The 9,067-nt window shown below is 55.5% G+C and carries 8 protein-coding genes; all 8 read right to left on the bottom strand.

What is annotated here, in order from left to right; translation table 11 throughout:
- The 8 genes from BXA07_RS30785 to BXA07_RS10305 all read right to left on the bottom strand — a co-directional run bounded on the left by BXA07_RS30785 (position 1) and on the right by BXA07_RS10305 (position 8,985).
- The gene (locus BXA07_RS30785; protein ID WP_280175049.1) at positions 1 to 708 is read right to left on the bottom strand and encodes a protein phosphatase 2C domain-containing protein; all 708 of its coding nucleotides are present in this window, start codon (positions 706 to 708) and stop codon (positions 1 to 3) included.
- A gap of 38 nt (positions 709 to 746) precedes the next feature.
- The gene (locus BXA07_RS30780; RefSeq protein WP_076567856.1) at positions 747 to 1,253 is read right to left on the bottom strand and encodes a hypothetical protein; all 507 of its coding nucleotides are present in this window, start codon (positions 1,251 to 1,253) and stop codon (positions 747 to 749) included.
- A gap of 77 nt (positions 1,254 to 1,330) precedes the next feature.
- Positions 1,331 to 2,014, bottom strand: coding sequence for a vWA domain-containing protein (locus BXA07_RS10330; RefSeq protein ID WP_076567855.1), 684 nt, complete (start codon positions 2,012 to 2,014; stop codon positions 1,331 to 1,333).
- A gap of 59 nt (positions 2,015 to 2,073) precedes the next feature.
- On the bottom strand, positions 2,074 to 2,379 hold the full coding sequence (locus tag BXA07_RS10325) for a DUF4258 domain-containing protein (RefSeq protein ID WP_076567854.1): 306 nt from the start codon (positions 2,377 to 2,379) through the stop codon (positions 2,074 to 2,076).
- 146 nt (positions 2,380 to 2,525) lie between these two features.
- On the bottom strand, positions 2,526 to 4,028 hold the full coding sequence (locus tag BXA07_RS10320; protein WP_076567853.1) for an RNA repair transcriptional activator RtcR family protein: 1,503 nt from the start codon (positions 4,026 to 4,028) through the stop codon (positions 2,526 to 2,528).
- 598 nt (positions 4,029 to 4,626) lie between these two features.
- Complete coding sequence (locus BXA07_RS10315; protein WP_076567852.1) at positions 4,627 to 7,329, bottom strand: ATP-binding domain-containing protein; 2,703 nt, start codon at positions 7,327 to 7,329, stop codon at positions 4,627 to 4,629.
- 333 nt (positions 7,330 to 7,662) lie between these two features.
- Entirely contained in the window at positions 7,663 to 8,250 is a 588-nt protein-coding gene (locus tag BXA07_RS10310) for an MBL fold metallo-hydrolase (RefSeq protein WP_076567851.1), read from the bottom strand.
- 3 nt (positions 8,251 to 8,253) lie between these two features.
- Positions 8,254 to 8,985 (bottom strand): HNH endonuclease, encoded by a 732-nt coding sequence (locus tag BXA07_RS10305; protein ID WP_076567850.1) that lies wholly within the window; start codon positions 8,983 to 8,985, stop codon positions 8,254 to 8,256.
- Positions 8,986 to 9,067 lie beyond the last annotated feature (82 nt).

Below are 9,067 nucleotides of genomic sequence, written 5' to 3'. Positions count from 1 at the left end.
TCACCTAACATTTTCCGTCCCTTCCGGTGCCATCATGCACACGATTGTCTTGTCATCCGTATGGCCCGCAACGGGCCAGTCCTGGAGCCAGCGGCGCGCTTCCCGCCGTTGCGTGCGGGCGCTGCTGCCGTGGCCGGCGGCGAGCAGTCCGGCGGCGAAGGCGGTCTCGCTGCCTGCGACGAGGTCAGCGGCGATACCGTCAGTGCACAGCACCACGCCGCCGAAATCCGCCGCTTCCAGGCTGGCCACGCGCCATGCCTCCGGAGCGTGCCGCTCGTGCAGGCATTCGGTCACATTGGCGAAGTCCGTGACGCCGGCGTGCAACAGAAATGACGCCTTGCCGGGCGGTCCGCATGCCACGGCCATGCCGTCGCCTAGTTGCGCCAGCAGCAGCAGCGGCCCGCTTCGCAAGGCCAGCACGCAGGTGGTAGCGCACTCGCGCACGGCGTGGGGCCACAGATTCTCCAGCCAGGCCGCGTGCAGCGCCGCCAGTAAGGGCTGTGCGGCCACATTCCCCGGCGTGCAGCAATGCGCGGTGGCGGCCTGTAAGGCTGCCCGGCAGGCGGCACGAGCGCCCTGATGCGACATCGCACGGCTGCCGAGGCCGTCGGCAACGACGGCTAGCTCACCCCAAGGCATGCATCGCAGCAGCCACGCATCCTGGTTCGGCAAGCCGTTGCGACGGTGCCCGGGCCCGACGCGTGACACTCCCCACCCCGTCCATTCGGGCGCCGATGTCACTGTGCTCACTGCCAGTCGTCCGCAGCGCAATCTACCACGAGCGCGGCCACCGTTTCCGCTAGCGAGCGCGGGGCGGCCTGCGGGCTCGCCCAGTCGTGCAGGGCCGCACCGATCTCCTCGGCGCCGTACAGCGCGCCCTTCCCGGCCAAGGCTTCGAGCGCTAGGCGCGACGCATCCGCGCCCAGCGCCACGGCACGGATGTCGAGTGCGAAGCGCGCGCGCCAAGTCTGCCAGCGCTTTTGGCAGGCATGGTCGATACCGCCATCCGACATCAACAGCAGGCGCACCGCTCCCCCGGCACCGACCAATTCACGCTCCAGCACATCCATCAGCACGTCCAAGTCAGCCCGGCCGGCCGGTCGGGGCGCCGCCAGTCCGGTTGTCAGCAGCAGGCCCAGTGGCAGTGGCTGAACCGTTGCGGCCCAGCTCAGGGCATGCACCCCGGCGCACCAACTGGGCATTTGCCCCAGGCGCATGCATTCGGCCACATAGGACAGCAGATAGGAAAGCATGCCTGATTTTCCGGGCTCGGCCATACTCCCCGAGCAGTCTGCTATGACGTACAGCGGAATCTTGGACATTCGAACGATCAGAAAAATTGGGGTGTCTCGTCCGCCGACATTGCCGGTTGCGCCGGGATGTCCGGCACCTCGTTCGGATTGTGCGCCTTCGAGCGGATTGACATGGACATCGTTACGCGCTGGAAGAAGGTGTGGATCTCGGCAGCCTTGCCAGCATCGAATACGTCATGCTCGGTGCCTTGCAGGAATTTCTCGAGCGGAAGAAGGCTGGCACCTTTGCCGATCGCCATCGACATACGGTCGCACTTGGCGCTGCGGCCGGAGCCGATAAACGCTTCCATGTGCTGCTCCCATGCATCGTTCGGAGCCCCATCGGACACTAAAACGATGGTCGGGCGGTAAGCGTTCGACGGGGTCACGCTCGGATCCTCGATCATTGCTTTCGCCATGGCCAGCGCTCCACCCATTGGCGTCATTCCATCCGCGGGCAGGTCATGATAGGTTGCATGCGCTTCCGATGCTGGCACGGTCTGCATTTCCAGCTGCACGCCATTGTGGCCGAACGAGATGAGAGTCACGTCGATGCGGGTTTCGCGCTGCTGTTCCCCCTCGAACGCCGCTAACATAGTACGGACAGCAGTGTTGAGTGCGCCAATATTATTGCTTTCCTTCATGCTGAAACTCGTGTCCAGCAGCAGATATAAAGGAATTGGCCTGGCTTTTGCGACGGTGAATTTTTTGGGATCGAACATGGTGGCTCCAGGTGAACGGGTATTTTAATGCTTCATTGAAATAAGTAGTGAAAACAATGCTAATGATTTTTTTGCAACCGCAGCTTTCGCAACTCGTGCGTGCGATAAGCAGTGATCACGACGCCTTCAGCAGAAAGGAGGAGATGGACGCCTTCAGCTGCCGAAAGCAGGGGGTCGATGAGGCCATAACGCTGGATTTCCTTACGACCTACCACGTGAAATATGGCGGCTCCGTGTGCGCGAACGGTTCTGCCATAGCGTAAAACTTGCTCGATGTGATTGCGATCGATACCGCGTTGCTGCATGCGCAGTTTAGCGTGGGTGCTGAGAAAGTACGGCTGGACAGGAAGATCGGTGGTAGACATCGTAGGCTCCTTGAAGGTGACCTAACCCATATAGCTAAAAGCGTGCCAGCCACCGTATGCCAATGGAATCAATCACTTATAGACAACACCCATCCTTCACGGCAGCACATTTCATATGCTTTCGAATACAGCCATATGAAAACGTATTACTCTTCATCACTTATCATGCCGAGCGCTTTCCTCCGGCGATTCATCTGCTGGTAATTGTTGTATCCGAGCAATTCAGACGCTGCGGTACGATTCGACGGGGACTGTTCGTGTGCACGCATTAGGTAATGGCGTTCGACGTCCGCTAGCAGATCGAGGATGTTAAAGCCGTGGCCCAGCGAATGATTCAATACGGCTTCGCTTGCTGGCGCGCCGCTCGGCAACAGCGCTGCCTCGACATCTTCCGCACCGATTTCCGACGAGGTCGACCATATAGCGGCGCGGAACAAGGTTCCGTACAGCTCCCGAATATTTCCCGGCCATGAATGCTTGAGCAATAACGCAACGGCGTGTGCTGACAGGGTTTTCGACTGCGCTTCAGGAGTTCCTGCAGCGTCAAGATTGATCTGCCCGAGAAAATAGTCGACCAACATCCGGATATCTTGGCCGCGTTCGCGCAATGGCGGAATGTTGAGAATGCCTACAGCTAAGCGCTGAAACAGGTCCTGGCGAAACTTTCCCGCCACCACTTCGGCCGCCAAGTCCTTGTGCGTGGCTGCGATGATCCTGACGTTGACAGGCACCGCACGGGTGTCGCCCACCGGGGTCAGCTCCTTTTCCTGCAAGACCCGCAGCAGCCTGACTTGGGAATCCAGGGCCAGATCGCCGACCTCGTCGAGGAACAGGGTACCGCCGTTCGCAGCCGTGAAAAAGCCTGCATGATGACGGTCGGCCCCGGTAAATGCCCCCTTCATGTGACCGAAGAGTTCGGAATTCGCGAGTTCGCGGGAAATAGCACCGCAATTGACCGCAATGAAGGGGCGCTCTCGGCGCCGGCTGGCGGCATGGATGGCCTTGGCGAACAACTCCTTGCCGGTGCCCGTTTGCCCTAAAACCAGGATCGGCACTTCAAACTCGGCCATACGCCTCGCCAGCGTGATCTGGTGGCGCATGACGTCACTCCCGTGGATGACCGCGGCAAACTCGGGCGGCACCACGGCCGGCGACTGCAGGCGCGTAATACGCGCTTCGCTGCGGCGCAAATACTCCGGCAGAAAGTCGCTGGCCAAGTCGAAAAGGAAGTCGGCCGTTTCCAGCCCCCGCTCAACCGAAGTCTGGATCAGGCGGGCGGGAAAACGCGTCTTTGCCAAAATGATCCAAATCGCGATCATCGCCGGGGTGCCGGGACTCAGGTGAAAGGTCAACTCGACCGCAGGGCTCAGCAATTTGAGATCGGCAAGAAAATCGCTGACCTGCTCATAGATTTCGCCATAATGCGTCGGACTGATCAACTCAACCTGATGCAACTCGACATCGCAAGCAACTCCGTCCTGCAACCACTGGCGATAACGGTCGCCCTGCTCAATCGGAAAATTGTTGAGCAGCCATACTTTGGCGAATCCATGATCGTAGCGAACAGCAGATGCGATCGGACCGCGGGGGCCGCCCGTCATTGCGTTCAGATCGTTTTTTCCCACCCAAGAAACCAGCCATCGCTCCATACCGCTTTTTCACTCCAATTATTACAGTGTTGTACATTCCACAAAAGGCATTGTGTCCGCCTTGATATGAGAAGTAGTGTCCGTTTTGAGAAGAATATTCACGAAGAACAGCGTGACATCAAGATCGGCACAAGTTCGCCCGCTGCGCATCAGGTATCCGACCCATTACAGGACAGCATTCGCTTTTTCCTCGTTTCTGTGCCAGCATCGCCATGGGTGGTCCTTGCGGGCGGGCCGCGGTCCCCGAGGGGAGCGATACGGAGTTTCCACGTTCAGCTTGTAAAAGTGCGTCGGGTTAAGTGCCTGCTGTCGACCGGGAGGCATTGAACAATGGTCTATCTTTGCACGATTGTTGGCGCCGACGATTTTTTGACCCAAACTGCCGATTTTCGATGACCCTCGCCCGTAGCCAGCAAACCCGCGTGCAACAATGGTTCCAGAGGATTTGAGTTGGGTCAGTTGGAATCGGGAGCCTGGATCAATTTGACGTCGGCGCTAACAGTTCAGGGGCTGTGTATGCGCTAAACCGGCTCGCCAGTGCCTCAGCTCGCTGGTGGCGACTGCCAGCCGAGAGAATCTGAACAGCAAATCGGGCTGTCTAGGTGCTCCCCCAGTCAGTGGTAAAGTGGGTTCGCAGCTCATTCATTGCTGGAGGCAAGCTTTCTTCACAAGTCAAGCCAAGGTAGGTAGCGGCCCGAGTTGCGCCAACGTATAGATACTTATCGAACAAGGCCGGCTGTTTAACCGCCAAACGGTCGATGCCCACGAAGAAGACCGCCTCAAACTCAAGCCCTTTAATGTGCTGAATATCGAATACGCGGATGTCATTATCTTGGCCCATCACTTGCCCCTTAGGGCAGGCTACGACGCGAATATTGCTGTCTTCCAGCTCAGCGCTAAGAGAATCGGCTAGGCCTTGCACTTCATCTTCTGCGTTGACGAAAACTGCGGTAGATGGCAACTGCCCCAAAAAGCGCTCGACTTCACGAATACGCTCAGCCAACCAGAGTACGGTGTCCATTGCATCTGATACATTTTCAAGTAACGCGGGTGGCCGTCCTTCGCTATCAACATTCAAAGGGAGACTTACATGCTGTTCAGCTCCTCCCAAAACAGAAATGATCGCCCTTGCAAGTTCGTTCAGTTGCCGACTCTGCCGATACGCTACGTTGACCTCACGAATTTCAATCTCGGGAAAGACCCAGCGCATGTCAACGACAGAGCGGCTCCCCCAAGTCGTGAGCCGCTGATTGAAGTCACCACAGGCGAAAAATGAGCGCAGTTGCGGATTCGCTAATGCTGCCATGCAAGCGAGTTGAATTGGCGAAAAATCAGTCGCCTCGTCCACCAAAATTTGGAGCTTATACAAACCGTGTACGGTTTGCAGCGCGGACCAATATGGCTCCTCCATCCGCCGCGTGATGTTAGGCCTACTTAAAAGCTCCCCTGCGCCACGGAGGCTGGCCAATATCAAGACATCAAGTTCCAATGGATGCAGGTCCGTCGCAAGGAAGCTGTTGGCGCTATACCATTTTTTCTGGCCTTGGTGTTCGCGTCGGAAAGCCCTGTAACGCTTATTAACACCCGCCAAGTAACGCTTCACAGGATTCATGAAACGACGCGTTGCAACCAGCATTAGCAACTGGGCACCAACTGCTGGACGGTCATTGACGGCAATCGAATGGTCGCCTATCCATTCAATAATCCGACCCGTTCGAGAGGTCTTACTAATACTACGCTTAGAAGCCAGCGCTCGAGCCTGGGAACGTACGGCTCGCATATAAACAGCTACAGCAGCGCTTCTACCTACTTTAGGCAGTGCTGGATCTTCGTCCTCGCCATCTTGCTCATCGGCGTCATCTGGGTCGTCGAGATCGACGTCCACAGCTGTATTGGCGCGAAGCTGCTCCAGAAATTTAGCCAACTCATCAACAAATCCACGATCACGATTAAACGCAAGATTGAACGCTTCGGAGATCTTCTTGTCGGACGCGTCCTTGAACGCAGTGACGAGAGATTGCACCTGCGTCAACTCTCCTGAAAGATCCAGAAACATCGATGGCAAATTGGTCGGTGACGCCTTCTCAAGCAAGCCAACGATCCGCCCTCCCAGCTTGGCTAGTTCAGGATTCTCGGCGACACTCATAGTCAGCGCTGCTTGGCGTAAATCTTGAATATAAGATTGCCGTTGCCAAGCATCAAAATCAGAAAACCAACCCGTCAAATCATGGGCCGCATCGTCAAGCAAAGTTGCGGCCGATTCTTTCAACGTAAAAGAACCCGTTGATCCCGCCGTTCGCAAAATACCCAAGACATTACGCCCCAGCACGCGCCGATAGTTATCCCACGTCTTGAGCCGCTCATCGGACGCCGGCACACCTTCGCGATTGAAAGCCTCCTTCAGGAATTGCTTGAGCAGCTCCGTCGGAGTAAACATTAGCCAGCTATCCGAGAGACTAACGCCGCCAGCTTGGCTTGCACTGGCGATCATCTGTTTTTCGTCATCCAATAGATATTCCGCGTCTAACTTTTGACCGAGGCGACGAATAAGAGTTGTTGTTTTCCCGGTCCCCGGCGGGCCAAGGATCAATAAACGTTGATTCAGCGGCAACCGAAATATCTCATCTTGATATTGGTCCAAGATCGGTTGATCACGCAAACTCATCTTGGTGATCACGCCACGCCGGATGCCCTCACTGATATTGGCTGCATCGCCCTCTTCAGCAATCAACTTCGCCAACAAATCTTCGAGTTGCTCGGGTTCAACAACTTGGCCCAAGAACCTGCGCAACGACTCAATTGTGAACGGAATACCTCGATCTGATTCAAAAACTGTGCTCTGTGAGTCCCAGATACCAGAAACGTCGACGGGACGTAACCGAGTCCGCTCGATGACCTCCACCACTTGACCGTTAGGGAGTGATACGACCGAGCCTATCGGCTGCGCGGCCAACTGCCCAATTGAGGCTTTGTAGCTCGCCAGGTTATTGATGCCGCTTACTGGCGTCGCACGACAAATGTAATAGACTCGCTCACTGCCGTCCTCACACAGTACGACAATACGAGCAATGGCGGGCTCTAGGGCTAGTGCCTGAGCGCTGCCAAGCATAGCATGGTTGATTGCGCCCACATTCTGAACTGCCTGTGCCGAGGTCAACGTGTTGACAATAGCCAATGCGCTCGAATTAAACCCGCCATTATTCAGTTCACTTCTCGCTCGACTAGCTATGCTAGCCAACATATCAAGCGACTCGGTTGCTACGCGGTCCACGTCTTTTTTTGATTCCGGCGACAGTAGCATCAGTTAATCCATCCACGAAAAGCTGTTCTTGTCCAAACGGACCCCACAAGGTTGCACGCAATTCACCACAAAAACGAAGCGCGTTGATATTTATTAAAAGTCAAGTTTCCACGTCAGCCAATCGGCTTTGCCAACTCAAATCAATGCCGACTCAACAATAATTCACCTGGGGAAATTGTAATCGAAATTCCTATAGACAAGGGAAATCCGCATGCTCATCTGTCAGCGTGATTAAGCTTCCCCTGAAATTTTGCCTTCCAAAGGTGACGTAAAATAATGTTACTTTGGAAGAGTTAGAAAGTAAGCGTCCGGCCACTCTTCCGATCTAGGCGCTCAAAGAGTGGCAGCAAAAGAAGCCGGAGCTATTCGTAAAGCGCGTTTATGATCAAACGGGACTGGACACCTAACTCCTAAGCCAACATCTGCCGATAGGCTCCTCCTACCTTCACCTTCATTCCAATGATAGTTCCCGGCCAACAACGCGGCGCCTAGTGAACTTCCCTCACCAGCGCTAATTTCTCTGACGGTCTCAGAAATACTGACTGCTGGGTAACCGCGGCTGGCGGCTGCCTGTAGAATGAACAAGTCCTCGCTCCCGACAGTTATTGACCCCTTCCCGTAGATACTTCTGACGCTGTTGTGCCAGACCGAATCGACTTCGATTAGCGAAGGGGTGGAAGCATTGCCGTTAAATTTGAAAAACTCTAGCAGTCCAACAACATGGTCTGCGTCGATATGTGATGCGATGACCAAATCAAGCTTATTTCCACTGGCGGCAAGCGCTTTGAGGTCGCCCCGGAAATAGGTATGAAAAGTCTCGCCATATCCACCATCGATCAAGATGGCAGTACTCGCTTGCCCCGTTTCCAGAACTAAAAATGCGTCGCCGTTTTTAGCAGGATACATTCTAATTTTGACCATGCTTCAGTCCACCCCAAAGTGGCGGTGCCGATGACAATTCGCACATAGTGCCTCGGCGTTCTCCACTGAATCGTCTCCTCCTGCCGACAGCAGGATTTTGTGGTGGACTTCCAGATATGGCGTACCGTCACTCTTTCTATTGAACGGTGCGGGCCGCTTACATCGGTTACATTCCCCCATCGACTGCGCCAGTACTTCGGCAACGACATCAGCACTTCGCTCATAGACATAAACAAGTTTTGCAACCTTACGCGGCAGCCTCGGAGCTGCAGCCAACCGCCGCCTTCGGGCGTCTCCGTTATCCACAAGTGCCAAGGCGACTTTGGCTTGAAACTCGCGGTTCACCTCTGCGATGCTGGTTACACCTTCGGCTAACAAATCGGCAAGACGCGCCTCCTGTTCAGCGAGAATTTCGCGATTACCATGTTGGCTCACCCGGTCCGATTCCCTCCATCTAATATGAAGTCTCAGGGCATCCAGCGCGCGCGATAATTCTTCGGCATTGCCATCTCCGCCGAATGACTGCAAAAAAAAGGTCATGTCAACGCGGCTCAAATGGCGTTTGAATAGACTTCCCTCGCACATCTTCTGGTACACCTCGATTACGATTTTCGCCGACCCATCTGGAATTTTCGCTTCCGTGCTGAGCAATCGCCTCCCCGCCGAAGCCTTCGTTTTCCCGTTATGAACCTCACGCGCTACTCGAAGCGCGATTTCCTGCTGCTGTCTATTCATCCGGCTTCCCTCAATATTATCTCGGTGTATGGGCAAAGCGACTTGTGCGCAATAGCCGATCTAAGTGCCCATCAAAATCTCA

It is taken from the genome of Janthinobacterium sp. TND4EL3 (assembly GCF_900156175.1).
In the GTDB taxonomy this organism is placed as follows: domain Bacteria; phylum Pseudomonadota; class Gammaproteobacteria; order Burkholderiales; family Burkholderiaceae_D; genus Janthinobacterium.
The sequence above is the reverse complement of the archived record's forward strand: the minus strand, read 5'-3'. Positions and strand labels throughout refer to the sequence as shown.

Coding starts and splice junctions, on each gene's coding strand:
- BXA07_RS10310 (WP_076567851.1), bottom strand. CDS start 8,250: ATGGTCAAAATTAGAATGTATCCTGCTAAAAACGGCGACGCATTTTTA.
- BXA07_RS10305 (WP_076567850.1), bottom strand. CDS start 8,985: ATGAATAGACAGCAGCAGGAAATCGCGCTTCGAGTAGCGCGTGAGGTT.
- BXA07_RS10320 (WP_076567853.1), bottom strand. CDS start 4,028: ATGGAGCGATGGCTGGTTTCTTGGGTGGGAAAAAACGATCTGAACGCA.
- BXA07_RS10315 (WP_076567852.1), bottom strand. CDS start 7,329: ATGCTACTGTCGCCGGAATCAAAAAAAGACGTGGACCGCGTAGCAACC.
- BXA07_RS10325 (WP_076567854.1), bottom strand. CDS start 2,379: ATGTCTACCACCGATCTTCCTGTCCAGCCGTACTTTCTCAGCACCCAC.
- BXA07_RS10330 (WP_076567855.1), bottom strand. CDS start 2,014: ATGTTCGATCCCAAAAAATTCACCGTCGCAAAAGCCAGGCCAATTCCT.
- BXA07_RS30780 (WP_076567856.1), bottom strand. CDS start 1,253: ATGCTTTCCTATCTGCTGTCCTATGTGGCCGAATGCATGCGCCTGGGG.